Below are 14,620 nucleotides of genomic sequence, written 5' to 3' on the forward strand. Positions count from 1 at the left end.
CGCGCGCCTACACCCATTGGCGCACTCCCGAAGGTGTAGGCGCTATCCCTAAGACCCCACCGCCGCGATGCGATTTGCCGCTAAGGATTCCGGACCTTTCACAAGGACGCTGGATAGGGGGCGGGCATGGCGAATTTCTTTAACGTGGTGGGAAGCCAGACCATCACGGCAGGTAGTGAGAAGGACCAGTTCTTCGCCTTCACCCGGCTTGCCAATCTCGACACGGTGCGCCCCGACGCGGTGCTGGCGCAACTGGTCTGGAACTCCGCGATCCTGACCGGCAGCGGCGCGGCCTATCAAATGGCCGCCAGCAACATCCAGATTTCCATGGACCTGCTGATGGGCGGCACCGGCACGGACGTCATCTATGGGTCCAACCTGTCCGACGCGATCTTCTACAATAATGGCGTGATTTCCGGCGGCTTCGGCAGCTTCGACAATATCGAGCAGTTCTGGCTGGGCGACGGGGACGACATCATCGACCTGACGGCGCATGGCGCGGGCGGGATAGACTATGCCAAGGACGTGCTGGTCCAGGCGGGCCTTGGCAACGACATCGTCATCGGCGGCGCGGGCAAGGACAATCTTCAGGGCGACGGCGGCAACGACATCATCTTCGGCTGGCGCGGCAGCGACACGATAGCCGGCGGCGCGGGGGACGACCTGCTCTACGGCGACGATCTGGGCTTCAACAACATCTCTGGCGACGATACCATCGACGGCGGCACGGGCAACGACATCCTCTATGGCGGCCGCGGCAGCGACAGGATGACCGGCGGAGACGATGACGACATCCTCTACGGCCAGGCCGGCGGCGACAACATGTCGGGCGGGTCGGGCAATGACATTCTCCATGGCGACGATGCCGACACCAACAGCAACGACACGCTGAACGGCGATGCGGGCAATGACCAGCTTTATGGCGGCGCGGGCAGCGACGAACTCTATGGCGGCACCGGCGACGACCTGTTGGATGGCGGCAGCGGCAACGATTACATGCATGGCGGCGCGGGCAACGACACGATCCTCGCGGGCGCGGGCAACGACGTGATAGACGGCAGCGCGGACGTCGACACGCTGGTCTTTTCGGGCAACCGGATGGACTATGTCTTCACGCTCCAGGCCGACGGCAGCCATGTCGCGGTCGACCAGCGCGCCGGCTCTCCGGAGGGTAGCAAGACGATCCGCAACGTCGAATATTTCCAGTTCGCGGACATGACGACCCCTTCCACCGCGCTGAATGCGCCGCCGGTCATCACGTCCAACGGCGGCGGCTCCAGCGCGTCCCTGACCGTCGATGAGAATGTCACCGCCGTCACCATCGTCACCGCGACCGATCCCGACATGGGGCAGGCGGTCGCCTTTTCCATCGTCGGCGGCGCAGACGCCGCGCTGTTCGCGATCGACGCGCTGACGGGCGAGCTGCGCTTCCTCGCCGCGCCCAATTTCGAAAGCCCGGCCGATGCCGACCGCGACAATGTCTACCAACTGATCGTCGCCGCCAATGACGGCAATGGCGGCGTGGACACGCAGGCGCTTTCCGTGACCGTGAACGACGTGCCGGACGGCTTCGCGCCGGTCATCACCTCCAATGGCGGCGGCGCCAGCGCGGCGATCGCCATTGACGAGAATGGGACGGCTGTGACCAGCGTCACCGCCACCGATGCCGACAGCCCGTCGATCGGCTTCGCCATCATCGGCGGAGCGGATGCGGCGCTCTTTGAGATCGATGCGGTGACGGGCGCGCTCCGCTTCAAGACCGCGCCGGACCACGAAGCCCCTGCCGACGCCGATCATGACAATGTCTATGACGTGATCGTGCAGGCCAGCGACGGCGCCAATGCGGACCAGCAGATGCTGGCGGTGACCGTCGCCAATCTCAACGATAACGCGCCGGTGCTGACTTCCTATGCCGGGGCGGCTTCCGTCGCCCTTTCCGTCGCCGAAAACAGCCTGCTCGCCGCGACGGTCCAGGCCAGCGATGCCGACGGCGCGGCGCTCAGCTACAGCATCGGCGGGGGCGCCGACGCGGCGCTGTTCACCATAGACCCGGCGACGGGTGCGCTGAGCTTCAAGACGGCGCCCGATTTCGAAGCGCCCGACGACAGCAATGGCGACCGCCTCTACCATGTCATCGTCAGCGCCAGCGACGGCAGCACCAGCGTCTCGCAGACCCTGGCCATCAGCGTCGCCAATGTGAACGACAACGCGCCGATCATCACCTCCAACGGCGGCGGCGCGTCGGCGTCGATCAGCATGGCGGAGAATGCGGGCGCCGTGACCGTCGTCACCGCCAGCGACGCGGACGGGACCGCGCCCGGCTTCGCCATTTCCGGGGGAGCCGACGCCGCGCTGTTCACCATAGATCCGGTGACGGGCGCCCTTTCCTTCATCAACGCCCCGGATTTCGAGAACCGGCTCGATGCCGATGGCGATGGCGTCTACCAGGTGACGGTGCGCGCGACCGACGGCAGCAACGCCGATGACCAGCTTCTGTCGATCACCGTCACTGACGTCGCGGAAAACGGGAAGACGATCACGGGATCTTCGGGCAACAACACGATCAGCCCCACGACCGCCGTGCTCGCCTATCAGACCACGGCGCTCAACGACACCATCTACGCCCTTGCCGGCAATGACGTCATCGATGGCGGAGCGGGCGCGGACTATATGGACGGCGGCGCGGGCAACGACAGCTTCTATGTCGACACATGGTCGGACGACGGCTTTGCCGGCAATGACGACCAGGTGATCGAACTGGCGGGCGGCGGCAGCGACCTTGTCTATGCGTCCGTCAGCTACCGCCTCGCGGCCAATGTCGAGAAGCTGACGCTGACCGGCGCGGCGGCGATCAACGGCATGGGCAATGAACTGACCAACACCATCACCGGCAATGATGCGGCCAATATGCTGTCGGGCGGCCTGGGCGCCGACATCCTCTACGGCATGGGCGGCGCCGACGCGCTGGACGGCGGCGACGATAACGACACCCTCTTCGGCGGCGACGGCGACGACATGCTGGTCGGCGGGCTGGGCGACGATTATCTGGACGGCGGCGCGGGCGCCGACAGCATGACCGGCGGCCTGGGCAATGACAGCTATATCGTCGACAGTTGGTCCGACGACGGCAACAGCGCCAATGACGACCTGATCGTCGAGCTGGCGGGCGAGGGGACCGATCAGGTGAGCGCCTCCGTCAGCTACAAAATGGCGGCCGAGATCGAGAAGCTGGTTCTGACCGGCACGGACTCGATCGACGGCATCGGCAACGACATCGCCAACACGATGACCGGCAACAGCGGCAATAACGGCCTGTGGGGCGGGCTGGGCAACGACACCCTGCTGGGCAATGGCGGCGACGACCGGCTCTATGGCGAGGACGGGCAGGACAGCCTGGACGGCGGCGCTGGCAACGACCTGCTGGACGGCGGCGCGGCGGGCGACACGCTGAAGGGCGGGGCAGGCAGCGACATGCTGATCGGCGGCGCGGGCAAGGACACGCTGACCGGCGGCGCGGAGGCGGACGTCTTCGTCTTCAACCGCGGCGACACGACGCTCAACACGGCAAGCTATGACCGCATCACCGATTTCAAGGCGATCGAGGGCGACCGCATCGACCTCGACTTCCTGAACGGCTCCCTGCCCGCTGCCGACTATGCCGAACGGACGATCGCCACCAACAATTTCGCCGACGCGCTGGCGGCGGCCAACACCACCGCCGGCGTCAATCACGTGGCGTTCGTCGCCGGGACGAGCGATGGCTGGATCTTCTACGACGCCAATGGCGACGGCGCTTTCGACCAAAGCGTTCAGCTAGTGGGCGTCAACAGCCTGGCCGGGGCGGATTCGACCAGTTTCTTCTAGGACCGATCGACATTCAGCCCATAACGGCCTGCAAATGGTTGAAGCGAGTCACGTGCCTCGCTTCAATCCCGTGCTTCCGGTGCTCACGTACTTTAAGTACGCTGCGCTCCGGGTCACAGAAAACTACCATTTTCGGCTCGCCCTGAACTGAATGTCGATCGGTCCTAGGATTTGTGGGGATGGAAATGTGCCGGGCCGGTCGACGCCCGATCCGGCTCAGCCCATGCTCGCCGCGACCGGCCGCACCCTTGCCCGCCGCAACCAGGCGACGTCCAGCAGCACCGCCGTCACCACGCCCAGCATCACATGGGCCATGTTCCCGCCAATGGGTCCGTAACGGGGAACGGCATAGGCCGCGACCGCCACGAACAGCGCCGTGCCGAAGCCGGAGATCGCAAGGACCGCCCAGCTCCGGTTCATCGCCAGCATCGCCGAGCGGGACGGCGCGGCATGCAGCATCAGCATCACGGCGACCAACTGCGTCAGCAGCAGGATATAGGTTTCCGAATAGGCCGCGCCCGGCCCGACCCGGATGAGCAGCGGCCCCAGCAGCCAGGCGCCCGCCAGCATGGCGAGGCCGACCGCCGCCAGCGCCATCTGCACCTGCAGCGTCGCCGCCCGGAAGGTCCGGACACTGCCGTTCGCCCACATGCGCGCGACATCGGGATAGACGACCGCCTGCACCTGCGCGCCCACCTGCGTCGCGACCTTCGCGATGCGCTTGGCGAGATAATAGACCGCCGCGGCCGAACTGCCCGCCACCGCGCCGACGAACAGCGAGTCCGCTTCCGTGGTGATGACGCGCAGGGTCAGCGAAAGGTTGGTCGAACAGGCAAAACCGAAGAAGCCCGGAAAATCCCTTGCCAGGCCCTTCAGCCGGGCATGCAGCGGATTGGGTATCCCCATCTTTCTCAAGGCGCGGAATCCGACCCAGAAGACCAGGACCGAACCCAGCGCCTGCGACGCCGTCCACGCCACCATGAAGCCGACCAGGCCGGCATGCGTCACCATGCAGAGGAAGGCGAGCAGGATGCGCAGCACATTGCCCGCCACCTGCGCATAGGCCAGCATCTTGAACTGGCCCGACAGGCGCAACGCGGCGGTCGGCACGCCCGCGATGTTGAACAGGGTCGCGACCGAATAGATCGCCACCAGCTCGACATGCAGGGGCTGAAGGCCAAAGAGCGGCCCGAACAGCCATGCCAGCCCGACGGCGCTGAACGCCGCCACCGCAGCGGCGCCCATGTCCAGCATCAGGCCATAGCAGTACAGCCGCTGCATCCGTCGCGGCGAACCCCTGGCTTCTTCCTCCACCGCGAAGCGGATCAGCGGCTGCCAGGATTCGAAGCGCAGGATTCGTTCGACCACGCGATTATAGGACAGGACCAGAACCATGACGCCATAGGTCGCCGGTCCCAGCGATCGGGCCGCCATCGCCACGCTGACCAGCATGATCAGCGCGTTCAGGAAATTGCCCGACAGCAAATGTCCCACCGCGATCAGCCGGCCCCGGCTTCCCTTGACCAGGAAACCCGCGAACCGGCCGCGCAGCATCGGCAAGGCGCGTGCGGCGAGCGCGCCCTTCACATCATATGCCATGACGATCCCCCCATGGGGTCGTGAAGATCAGGCGCGGCTGGCCAGCCCCGCCAGTTCCAGGACAGGCAATTGCGTCGGATGGGGGATGGCGACGGGCAGTTCGGGTTCGACCTCCGCCACGCGTCCGCGCATGCCGTGATTGGCTGCCCAGATCGCCGCCTGGGTCCGGTTCTTGACGCGCAGCTTGCGCAGCACGGCCTTCACATGGACCTTCACGGTCGCCTCGCTGATGTCCATCCGCTTGGAAATGACCTTGTTCGGGCATCCCATGATCAGCCAGCGCAGGATTTCCAGTTCCCGGTCGGACAGGCAGGCCGCGTCCACCGGGCGTTCGACCTCCAGCGCGTCGGTCAGGCTGGGCCGGGATTGCAGCTCGTCCGCCAGTTGCGGAGGAAGGACGCGCTCGCCCATGGCCACCAGCCGCAGCGTCGCCACCAGCCGGTCGCAGGAGATTTCCTTGACGATATAGGCCAGCGCCCCGAGCCGGAAAGCCTTGAGCATGATCTGGAAATCGAACCTGTCGGACAGCAGGACGAGATAGGAACAGGGAAAACGTTTCTGCAGAACCGAAAGCGTTTCTATGTCCATCGCTTCGGTCCCGTCGTCGATCAGCAACAGGGACGGGCCCGTATCCTCCTCCGGCACCTCAACCTGTTGAAGCGCCGCGGCGATATTGGGATATTGGGTTACGCGGAAATCCCGTTCAATCAGGATGCGGCTGAGCCCCTCCCGAACGATTGCATTACCGCACAACAGACGCACATTAACTGGGTAAGACATTGGGTAGTCCCCTCATGATCTCCTCTACCCCCGTAAGCAGGCCCCAAACGGAATGTAGAAGACCAGTAATCAAATGCCTGTAGTGCGACCCTTTCTTTTTGTTTCAACAACTTATCAGTAGCATATTTTTGCCGCGAGAGTCCCGATATGTTCAATGGAAATTTCGGGTGCGCGCAATAAGGCGTTAACATATTGTTAATCTGCTGAATTTTTCACGCCATTGCGAAAATATGCCGCACCTGCGGCAGCCCAGCTTACTACTTTGGTGTTATCGCGAATGGTCTAGCCGGGAATCGCCCGCGCCGTTTCGCATCCGGATCGATTCGGGCGGAAAGTAATCCAGGTTAATCTATTTGTCGCACCAGAACAAATGCTTCGGCCGCCTGGCGATAGACCGTCGCGCCGCGCAGCGTCGCGAGGGCGCGAATGGCCTCTATCGACCGTTCGTCGGGGCTGGGTTTCACTTGGCTCCGGAACGCCTGGAAGGCGGCGATCTTGCGCTCTATCGTCTCGCTGATGTCGACGAACATGTTGGGGATGAAGGCGGGCGTGACGCCGGGGGCTAGCCAGTTGGTTTCCGACAGAGTCTCATAGGCCAGGACGCAGCTTGGCCCGCCCGGCCCTCGCGGCCGGGCGTGGACCAGCGCGGCGTTGAAGACGATCTGATGGTCCAGATGGATGTCGCCGATGAAGGGGATCAGCAGCAGGTCGGGCGCGATCCGCGACAGCGCGTCCGACAGCGCCGCATTCAGCTCGCTGCGCCTGACCTGGTCCAGCCCGGCGGCCGGGAAATCCAGGAAGCAGGTGTCGGCCACGCCGATCGTCCCGTGCGCCTGCAGCGTTTCGGAGCGTATCCGCCGCACCAGTTCCTCGTCGAACAGCGGCGGCTGGCCGCGGGTGACGACGACGACATGCACCTCGGCCCCCGCTGCCGCCGCCCGCGCCATGGTGCCGCCGCAACCCAATATCTCATCGTCGGGATGGGGCGCGACCACCGCGACCCGTCGGGCGTTGAAAGGCAGCGACATCGGCTATTCCCCCAAAATGGCGTGGAGTTTCGGCGGCTTGTCAGGACCGCTCCATTGCGTGACGGCAAGGGCGGTGGCCTGGCCGCAGAGGATGGTGAAGCCCTCCGCCGTTCGCGCCACGACCTGTCCCGGCAGGGCCGCATGACGCCAGCCCATGTCGGACGGCGCCGCCGCCCAGATCCTGAGGTCCGCGCCGTCCAGCCGGGTGAAGGCGCCGGGATAGGGATGGCCGGCGGCGCGGATCAGGCGCAGCACGTCGCCGGCCGGCCGCCGCCAGTCGATCAGCCCGTCCGCAGGGGTCCGGCGCGCCGCCCAGGTGGCGCAGCCTTCGTCCTGCGCCGTGCGCGGCATCTCCCCCGCCGCGATCCGCTCCAGCATGCGGTCGAACATGACGGCCAGCGCTCGCATATGCTTGGCATAGAGCGTGGCCGCCGTTTCGTCCGGCGCGACATGGAAGAATTGCTGATCGGCTATGTCGCCCGTGTCCGTGCCCGCATCGATCCAGAACAGGGTTCCGGCGGTGATCGGTTCCTGCTGCAATATCGTCCAAGGAATGGCGGCCCGGCCGCGCAGCCGGGGCAGGGCGGCGGGATGATAGCCGATCGCCCGGTCGGGAAAGAGCGCGCGGAAGGCGGGCCCGCAAATCTGGGACCAGCCCATGACGAAGGCGATGTCGGCGCCCGCGTCGCGGATCGCGGCCAGCGCTTCCTCCCGGTTGATATTGTCGACATGGATGACCGGGCAGCCCCGCTCCCGCGCCGCCGGCTCCAGGTCGACATAATCGGAATGGCGCCCGGCCAGCGCGGGATCGAGCGTGACGATGGCGGCCATGTCCCATGCCGGATGGCGGGCGATCGCCTCGAAGGCGATCCGCGTGGTTTCAACCGCCCCGATGAGGAGGGCGCGCTTCGTCGGCATGCCAGTCTATCCTTTTTTCGCCGCCGATCACGACCAGCACCGTGCGGGCGATGATCTGCGCGTCCAGGCGGGCGCTGCGGCGGCGCACATAGCAGAGGTCGAAGCGCAGCTTTTCCTCGACGCTCAGCAGCGTGTTGCCGCTGACCTGCGCCAGGCCGGTCAGGCCCGGCCGCACCTTGCCCCGCTCCACGCCGTCGCGGCCCATGGCGGCGATGCTGTGGGGCAGCAGGGGCCGGGGGCCGACGAAATCCATCTCGCCGCGCGCGATGTTGATCAGTTCGGGCAACTCGTCCAGCCGGGAGCGCCGCAGGAACCGCCCCACCGCCGTGATCCGCTGCGCATCGGGCAGCAGGGCGCCCTGGCCGTCGCGCAGGTCGCGCATGCTGCGGAACTTGATCATGGCGAAGGGCCGCCCGCCCAGGCCGCTTCGGGCCTGGCGAAACAGCACCGGCCGCCCCAGGCCGATCAGCACCAGCAGGGACAGCAGCAGCAGCAGCGGGGACAACAGCGCGAGAAGGGCGATCGCCAGCAATCCCGCCGGGCGCAGGCGGGCGGTCATGCGCCTTCCGGCACCAGCAGCGCGGGTGGAGGCGCGGGCACGGGCGTCGCGCTGGCCGCGCAGCGCAATTGCATGACGTCCAGCAGCATGGCGTTCACCTTGTCCACATCATAGATGTCGACCGCCGTCCGCCGCGCCGCTGCGGCCATGGCGGCGACGCGCTCCGGTTGGGCGATCATCCTTTCCATGGCGGCGGCCAGCGCAGGCCCGTCACGGGGCGGCACGAGCAGGCCGTTGACGCCGTGGCGGATCGGCTCCCGGCAGCCGGGCATGTCGGTGGTGATGACCGGCCGTCCGGTCGCCAGCGCCTCCAATATCGTGCGGGGTAGGCCCTCCCGGTAGAAGGACGGCAGAACGAAGGCGTGGGCGGCCGCGATGAAGGGCCGCACGTCGCGGGTTTCGGGCAGGAATTCGATCAGCCCGGCTTGCCGCCATTGCTCCAGATCGGCCGCGGTATAGCCGGTCGGATTTTCCGCCTCCGGCCGGGTCAGCAGCAGGAAGCGGACCTCCGGGCGGCTTGCGCGGACGATCCGGGCGGCCTCGACATATTCGCCCACGCCCTTGTCGCGCATCAACCGGCCCATCATCAGGAAGGTGAAGGGGCCTTCGGGCAGGGGCCGTTCGGCGAAGTGCCGGATGTCGATGCCGGAACCGGCAACCTGCATGACCCTTTGCGCCGGCGAGACGATCCCGCTTTCGCGCATCAGGCGATGATCGTCGCCGTTGAACACGAAGATGCAGCGCGCCCGGGAGACGCCGATCCGGTAAAGCCGCGACACGACGGCCCGCAGCCAGCGGCGGCCGTCGGCTTCCTCGCTGAAGACATAGCCAAGGCCGCTCATGATCGCGAAATAGCGCGCCCGGCTCCACAGGCGGGCGGCCAACCCGCCATAGATGATCGGCTTTTGCGTATAGGCGATGACGACATCGGGCCGCTCCGCCCGCATCAGCCGCCGGTAATGGAGCAGGGTGCGCAGGTCATGCAGCGGATTGGTGCCCGCCCGCGCCATGGGCGTCCGGCGAAAGCGCACGCCCATGCCCGCCAGCCTGGCCAGCACCTCCGGTTCCTCGTCCGGGGCGCAGGCGACGACCTCATGCCCCTCCTCGATCATCCGGGCGATCAGCGCCCCGCGGAAGTTGACCAGCGACCAGGACAGGCTGGAGAGGATCACGACTTTCATGGCGCATATGCCTCTCTGGCTGGCCTGACTTTTCGCGTTCCTGCCTGCGCAGGAACACATCATTGGGTGGGATAGCACGCCCTGTCGCCACATTTTGCGGTGCATCGGTAGATACCCCTTTGAGGCAGGCGGCATCCCCTCCGCGCACGGCGCGGCCCCGCGGTGGCACGACGGCACTGGCGACATAGCCATAAGGGGAGATCGCCCGCACCGGCCGCGCCGCGCAAGGGATAAAGGATGATGTCCGGTCGATCGATTACCGGGAAGCCCCTGTTTCGATAGCCTGATGCCTACCGTCGGTTGCGGCGGGCATGCAGGGCAACGCCTCCAGGCAACCCTCTTCCATCGCAACCGGCGGACCAAGGGTTCGTAGACAAGCGCCCGAAATCGGAGACAAGCGAATGCCGAATATCGCGCCAGCCGGGCAGAATGGGGCGGAAGCCGCTGCGGAAACGCCCCTCCTGCGGCTGGATGCCGCCGTCCGCGCTTTCGCGGCGCGGGGCGCCACGCGCTTCTGGGCGATCAGGCTGGCCGTCATCCTGGCGCTGGACGCGCTCATCATGCTGGGCAGCTTCGTTCTTTCCCGCCTGATCCTGTCCGACCTGCCCATGCCCCGGACGCTGCTGGACCCCTGGTTCATGGCGCTGTTCGTCGGCGTGAACCTCAGCGTGCTGTTCGTCGTCGGCACCTATCGACAAAGCTGGCGCTTCCTGTCGATCGGGGACGCGCTGTCGCTGGCGGCCAGCCTGCTCGCCAGCAGTTGGCTCATCTGGATGATCACCGCCGGGTTGCTGGCGCCGCAGAAGATGATGCGCGGCCCGATGACCGTCTTCCTGACCGTCGACGTGCCGCTGACCGTCGCGGCGCTGCTGGCGGTGCGCGTGCTGCGGCGGCAGTTCTTCAAGCATGTCCGGGCGGCGCGGCTGCGCCGGACGGTGCAGGCGCGCCGCCGCATCCTGTTGCTGGGCGAACTGGATTGGGCGCGCGTGATGGCGGATCTTGTCCCCACCGAGGCGCATTCGGGGCTGGAGATCGTCGGCGTCATCTCCTTCGACGGGCATGACCGGCGGCTGCATGTCGGCGGCCTGCCGATATTGGGATCGCCGGAGATGCTGCCCCGGATCGTGGCGGACCTCGACCGCGCGGGCAAGCGTCCGGTCAGCCTGGTGGTGCAGGAAAGCAGCGAGCGGCTCGACCGGCAGCAGATATTGCGCATCGCCAGCCTGGCCGAGCAGGAAAATCTGGTCGTCTCGCGCTTCCGCAATCCCTGGACCAGCGCCCAATCCATGGACGGCGACCGCATGGCGATAGAGAAGATGCCGCTCGCCGAACTGCTGGGGCGTCCGGAAATCACCGTGCAGCACAGCTATCTGGAACGGGTCGTCACCGGGGCGCGGATCATGGTGACGGGCGCGGGCGGCACGATCGGCGGCGAACTGGTGCGCCAGCTTGCCTATTATTCCCCGGCGGAGATCGTGCTGCTCGATCACAGCGAATATAATCTCTACGCCATAGAGATGGAGGCGCGGGAGAAATTCCCCCATATCCGCTTCCACGCCGAACTCTGCTCCATCCGCCAGCGCCCCGCCCTCTGGCAGGTTTTCGAGCGGCGGCGGCCGCAGATCGTCTTCCACGCCGCCGCGCTGAAGCACGTGCCGATGGTGGAGGCCAATCCCTGCGCCGGGGTGCACACCAATGTGCTGGGCACCCGCAACGTCGCGGACGCGGTCTGCGAGTTCGAGGCGCGGGCGATGATCCAGGTGTCGACCGACAAGGCGGTGAACCCCGTCGGCCTGATGGGCGCCACCAAGCGGCTGGGCGAACTCTATTGCCAGGCGCTGGACCTGATCGGCAGTTGCGATCCGGACAGTCCGCGCTTCCTGACGGTGCGCTTCGGCAATGTGCTGGGGTCCAGCGGATCGCTGATCCCGCTGTTCCAGCAGCAACTGGCGAACGGCAAGCCGCTGACCGTCACCCATCCCGACATCGAACGCTTCTTCATGACCGTGCAGGAGGCGGTGCTGCTGATCCTGCAAAGCAGCGCCCGCGCATTGGAGACGGATTCGGAACGCGGTACCATCTTCGTCCTCGACATGGGGGAGCCGGTGAAGATCGTGGAGATCGCCCGCCGCGTCATCCGCATGGCGGGGCTGCGGCCGGAGATCGACGTGCCGATCAGGTTCATCGGCCTGCGTCCCGGCGAAAAGCTGTTCGAGGAATTGTTCGACAGCAGCGAGGACAAGATCGAAAGCGCCATTCCCGGCATTTTCGAGGCGATGCCCTCGCCCATCCCGCTGGAGATGCTGGTGGAGGGCTTCGCCCAGCTCGCCCGGCTGATCGCGGCGGGCGACGCGGACGAGCTGGTGCGGCTGACGCACGAGATGGTCGCTGCCTCGGCCAGTTCGCGCTGGGCGGAGATATTGCGGCGGCTGGCGGCGGAAAGTTCCGACACGCTGCTGATGATGCCGCCGCGCCCGGCGGACATTCCGGCCGCCCTGTCCTCGCCGCTGCCGCGCGATGTCGCCTGACCTTCCGGAGGAACCATGATGCAAGCCGCGCCAGCCCCAGCCCGGATCGCGCCCCGCGCCAGCCCGACCCGCCTCAGCCCGCTCGACCATCCGACGCTGCGCTGGCCGCAGCATGAGGCCGACGAGATCGCGGCGGCGACGCATGTTCTGGAGACCGGGCGGGTGAATTCCATGGTCCATGGCGAGCAGGGTCGCGCCTTCGAAGCCGAGTTCGCGGCCTTTTGCGGCATGCCCCACGGCATTGCGGTCAGCAACGGCACGGTGGCGCTGGAACTGGCGCTGCGGGCGCTGGGCATCGGCGCGGGCGACGAAGTGATCCTGCCTTCGCGCAGCTTCTTCGCCAGCGCGGCCTGCATCGTCGCGGTGGGCGCCACGCCGGTCTTCGCCGACATCGATCCGGTCAGCAACAATATCGATCCGGCGTCGGTCCGCCGCATGCTGTCGCCGCGCAGCCGGGCGATAATATGCGTGCATCTGGCGGGCTGGCCCTGCGACATGGATGCGCTTCGGGCGCTGGCCGATGAAAAGGGGCTGTGGCTGGTCGAGGATTGCGCGCAGGCGCACGGCGCGACGCTGCGCGGCCGGCCCGTGGGCGGCTTCGGGGATGCCGCCGCCTTCTCCTTCTGCACCGACAAGATCATGTCGACCGGCGGGGAAGGGGGCATGCTGCTGCTGCGCGACGAAGCGCATTGGAAGCGGGCCTGGGCCTATAAGGATCATGGCAAGAATCCCGACAAATTCTTCGCGCCCGCCCCGGCCAGCGGCTTCCGCTACCTGCACGACAGTTTCGGCAGCAACTGGCGGATGACCGAAATGCAGGCCGCCATCGGCCGGGCGCAGCTTGCCAAGCTGCCCGGCTGGCTCGTCCGCCGCCGCCGCAACGCGCAGGCGCTGATGCCTTTGTTGCGCGCCGTTCCGGGCGTGGAGGTGCCGGAGATACCGGGCCATGTGGGCCATGCCTTCTACCGGCTTTACGTCACCATCACCGCCGACCGGCTGGGCGAAGGCGGGACCGCGCCGGTCATCGACCGGATGGCGCGCATGGGCATGCCGGTCGGCAGCGGTTCCTGCGCCGACATGACGCGGGAGGCTGCCTTTGCCGCCATGGATGTGCGCCGGGACGGCATGCTGTCCGTTGCGCAGGATCAGGGCCGCCGCAGCATCGCTTTCCCGGTCGACCATCTGCTGGACGATGCGGACATGCAGCGGCTCGCCAACTGCCTTGCGATCGCCCTCGCAGAACAGGATCGCTGACGAAAGGGAAGAGACAATGACCAACGACCGCCTGCCGCATTTCGTCATCATCGGCGCCGTCAAGGGCGCGACGACCTGGATCCACAACCAGCTTCAGGACAATCCGGCCATCTACCTGCCCGCGCCGGAACCGCATTTCTTCAGCCAGGATTTCGATCGTGGCCTCGACCATTATCGCCGTTTCTTCGACGGGGCGCGGCCCGACCAGATGCTGGGGGAAAAGTCGGCCGACTATCTCGCCCATCCGGACGCGCCCGCCCGCCTTGCCGCCGTCCTGCCCAGGGCGCGGCTGGTGGTGCAGCTTCGCAACCCGGTCGACCGGGCCTATTCCGATTACAAGATGCTGTTCCGGCGCGGCACGGTGACGAAGGGGCCGGACCATTATCTGGACGGCCGCCCCAGCGACCACCCGCGCTTCCTGGAGGATGGGCTTTACGCGAAGCATCTGCGCCGCTGGCTCGCCCATTTCGATGCGGAGCAGATCAAGGTGCTGCTGTTCGAGGATGTGAAGGCCGCGCCGGAAGCGAGCGTCGCCATCGTCAGCGACCATATCGGCGCGCCCTGCCATTATTCGACGCAGGTGGGCGCCGATCCCCGCAACGACAGCAGCGAAAGATTTCTGCCCCTGCCGGTGCGCACCGCGCTGGCGCCGCTGAAGGAGGCGGTGCGGCCCCTGCGCGGCAATGCGGTGTTCGAACGGGTGCGCGGCGCGTTCGCGCGGCAGATCGCCTATCCGCCGCTCGCCCCGGCGCTGCGCCGGCGCATGGTCGACTATTATGCGCGGGACATTGCCGATCTGGAGGAGCTGATCGGACGAGATCTCAGCCATTGGCGGCAGGACAGGCGGCTGGCGGCTTGACGGTATGGGCTCCTGCGAAGGCAGGAGCCCAGTCCCACCGTCCGAACTGG

General features: G+C 66.6%; 10 protein-coding genes. 4 read left to right on the forward strand and 6 right to left on the reverse strand.

All coding sequences use genetic code 11. The features are described 5' to 3' along the window. Positions 1-126: 126 nt before the first annotated feature. Positions 127-3,864: a calcium-binding protein gene (locus SIDU_RS16230; protein ID WP_007689435.1), complete on the forward strand. Its 3,738-nt coding sequence runs from the start codon at positions 127-129 to the stop codon at positions 3,862-3,864. 216 nt (positions 3,865-4,080) lie between these two features. Here the strand turns inward: SIDU_RS16230 and SIDU_RS16235 are convergent, their stop codons facing one another. From SIDU_RS16235 to SIDU_RS16260, 6 genes are all read right to left on the reverse strand, one after another. Further along, a complete protein-coding gene (locus SIDU_RS16235; protein WP_007689437.1) occupies positions 4,081-5,463 on the reverse strand; it encodes a lipopolysaccharide biosynthesis protein in 1,383 nt (460 codons plus the stop codon). 27 nt (positions 5,464-5,490) lie between these two features. Then, positions 5,491-6,243, reverse strand: coding sequence for a LuxR C-terminal-related transcriptional regulator (locus tag SIDU_RS16240; protein WP_013041516.1), 753 nt, complete (start codon positions 6,241-6,243; stop codon positions 5,491-5,493). Positions 6,244-6,587: 344 nt separating this feature from the next. Then, positions 6,588-7,271, reverse strand: coding sequence for a PIG-L deacetylase family protein (locus SIDU_RS16245; RefSeq protein WP_007689444.1), 684 nt, complete (start codon positions 7,269-7,271; stop codon positions 6,588-6,590). Between the two features lie 3 nt (positions 7,272-7,274). Continuing rightward, positions 7,275-8,189: a formyltransferase family protein gene (locus SIDU_RS16250; RefSeq protein WP_007689446.1), complete on the reverse strand. Its 915-nt coding sequence runs from the start codon at positions 8,187-8,189 to the stop codon at positions 7,275-7,277. Continuing rightward, the gene (locus SIDU_RS16255; RefSeq protein WP_007689448.1) at positions 8,152-8,748 is read right to left on the reverse strand and encodes a sugar transferase; all 597 of its coding nucleotides are present in this window, start codon (positions 8,746-8,748) and stop codon (positions 8,152-8,154) included. The genes SIDU_RS16250 and SIDU_RS16255 overlap by 38 nt, the downstream gene beginning before the upstream one ends. After that, complete coding sequence (locus SIDU_RS16260; protein ID WP_007689450.1) at positions 8,745-9,929, reverse strand: glycosyltransferase family 4 protein; 1,185 nt, start codon at positions 9,927-9,929, stop codon at positions 8,745-8,747. Before SIDU_RS16260 ends, SIDU_RS16255 begins: the two co-directional genes overlap by 4 nt. Before the next feature lie 401 nt (positions 9,930-10,330). On the opposite strand from SIDU_RS16260, the gene SIDU_RS16265 reads away from it, so the two are divergent. From SIDU_RS16265 to SIDU_RS16275, 3 genes are read left to right on the forward strand one after another with little or no spacing between them, the layout of a single operon-like run. Next, positions 10,331-12,457 carry a polysaccharide biosynthesis protein gene (locus SIDU_RS16265; RefSeq protein WP_007689455.1) on the forward strand — a complete coding sequence of 709 codons (2,127 nt, stop codon included), beginning with the start codon at positions 10,331-10,333 and terminating at the stop codon, positions 12,455-12,457. A gap of 15 nt (positions 12,458-12,472) precedes the next feature. Further along, positions 12,473-13,711 carry a DegT/DnrJ/EryC1/StrS family aminotransferase gene (locus SIDU_RS16270; RefSeq protein WP_007689457.1) on the forward strand — a complete coding sequence of 413 codons (1,239 nt, stop codon included), beginning with the start codon at positions 12,473-12,475 and terminating at the stop codon, positions 13,709-13,711. A 16-nt stretch (positions 13,712-13,727) separates the two neighbouring features. Further along, entirely contained in the window at positions 13,728-14,570 is an 843-nt protein-coding gene (locus tag SIDU_RS16275) for a sulfotransferase family protein (protein ID WP_007689459.1), read from the forward strand. Positions 14,571-14,620 lie beyond the last annotated feature (50 nt).

The organism is Sphingobium indicum B90A, assembly GCF_000264945.2.
GTDB lineage: Bacteria > Pseudomonadota > Alphaproteobacteria > Sphingomonadales > Sphingomonadaceae > Sphingobium > Sphingobium indicum.

What these genes read in the sequence shown, in the direction of transcription:
- SIDU_RS16230 (WP_007689435.1), top strand. Translation starts at nt 127, where the DNA reads ATGGCGAATTTCTTTAACGTGGTGGGAAGCCAGACCATCACGGCAGGT.
- SIDU_RS16235 (WP_007689437.1), bottom strand. Translation starts at nt 5,463, where the DNA reads ATGGCATATGATGTGAAGGGCGCGCTCGCCGCACGCGCCTTGCCGATG.
- SIDU_RS16240 (WP_013041516.1), bottom strand. Translation starts at nt 6,243, where the DNA reads ATGTCTTACCCAGTTAATGTGCGTCTGTTGTGCGGTAATGCAATCGTT.
- SIDU_RS16245 (WP_007689444.1), bottom strand. Translation starts at nt 7,271, where the DNA reads ATGTCGCTGCCTTTCAACGCCCGACGGGTCGCGGTGGTCGCGCCCCAT.
- SIDU_RS16250 (WP_007689446.1), bottom strand. Translation starts at nt 8,189, where the DNA reads ATGCCGACGAAGCGCGCCCTCCTCATCGGGGCGGTTGAAACCACGCGG.
- SIDU_RS16255 (WP_007689448.1), bottom strand. Translation starts at nt 8,748, where the DNA reads ATGACCGCCCGCCTGCGCCCGGCGGGATTGCTGGCGATCGCCCTTCTC.
- SIDU_RS16260 (WP_007689450.1), bottom strand. Translation starts at nt 9,929, where the DNA reads ATGAAAGTCGTGATCCTCTCCAGCCTGTCCTGGTCGCTGGTCAACTTC.
- SIDU_RS16265 (WP_007689455.1), top strand. Translation starts at nt 10,331, where the DNA reads ATGCCGAATATCGCGCCAGCCGGGCAGAATGGGGCGGAAGCCGCTGCG.
- SIDU_RS16270 (WP_007689457.1), top strand. Translation starts at nt 12,473, where the DNA reads ATGATGCAAGCCGCGCCAGCCCCAGCCCGGATCGCGCCCCGCGCCAGC.
- SIDU_RS16275 (WP_007689459.1), top strand. Translation starts at nt 13,728, where the DNA reads ATGACCAACGACCGCCTGCCGCATTTCGTCATCATCGGCGCCGTCAAG.